The sequence below is a fragment of the Stenotrophomonas maltophilia group sp. RNC7 genome (assembly GCF_030910085.1).
GTDB lineage: Bacteria > Pseudomonadota > Gammaproteobacteria > Xanthomonadales > Xanthomonadaceae > Stenotrophomonas > Stenotrophomonas sepilia.
The window spans coordinates 1-989 of the sequence record NZ_JAVFVN010000527.1; the positions used below are offsets into that span (position 1 = coordinate 1).

2 protein-coding genes are annotated in these 989 nt (G+C 30.2%); one reads left to right on the forward strand and one right to left on the reverse strand.

Going from position 1 to position 989, the window contains the following annotated elements:
- Nucleotides 1-557, reverse strand: a 557-nt coding sequence (locus RCF13_RS10160; protein ID WP_308141127.1) for a C40 family peptidase, incomplete at its 3' end; no start/stop codon positions are given.
- Between the two features lie 162 nt (nucleotides 558-719).
- Here RCF13_RS10160 and RCF13_RS10165 point away from each other — a divergent pair.
- A partial coding sequence (locus RCF13_RS10165; protein ID WP_308141128.1) for an acyltransferase family protein occupies nucleotides 720-989 on the forward strand: 270 nt, incomplete at its 3' end.

Sequence of the window (989 nt, forward strand, 5' to 3'; positions counted from 1 at the left end):
TTAGTTTCCTGTTCTATTGTGGTATTATTCCCATCCAGAACAACCGAAGGAACAATATTATCATTATTAATAAATTTTCTAGCCCCTAAGTATCTACTCTTATAATAAGGGTTACTTAAATTTGATATATGAACTTTTGTCCCACCTTCATGAATAAAGTTACCGTTCTCTAAATAAATCCCAACATGAGATGGGCCGGCTTTATATGTTTCAAAGAATACTAAATCTCCTTTTCTCAATTCAGTAGTAGGGATTCCTTTTCCGCTAACAAATTGTTCTGCTGCGGTACGTGGTAAATTGATACCTACCTGTTTTAATACAAAACGTGTAAATGAGGAACAATCTAATCCTACATTAGGATCTTCTCCTCCAAAAATATATGGAAGCCCCATATATTTTTTTGCAAATTCTTCGATTTTATTAGCAACAGGTTCTTCAGCATTAATTTTTGGTGTGTTTTCGATATTAACTTTTTCTTCAGCGTAAATGACATTTGCATTTGAAAGCGTACTAGCAAAAGTAAGTGCGGAAATCAGTGCAATATACTTCCTTTTCATGAAATAAAGTCCCCCTTGTTAAATAGTTAAAGTACATTTTAGTTATAATTGAATGAATTTTTAAGGGTAAATAAATTTATTATTAAAAAAACTGGAATATCCTTAAAAAAATTAGGGGTTATGAATATAATACGATTCATATTCCATTAAGGAGGGGCAAATTTGGATTCGAAAAGAGAGAGAAATAATTTTATAGATTTTATAAGAGCAATTAGTATATTGGGAGTCATTTGTATTCATGTTGTAGGTCTAAGTTTTTCTGAGGAAAGTATTGGAATTGGCGTTCTGTTTATGGATAACTTATTTAGATTTGCGGTACCTTTTTTCATGGGAATTTTAGGTTTTATGACAATTAAGAAATATTCAAGTATAAATTCTTGGTGGAAATTTTATAGGGATAAGATTTTTTTTATTGTCTTACCCTTTTATATC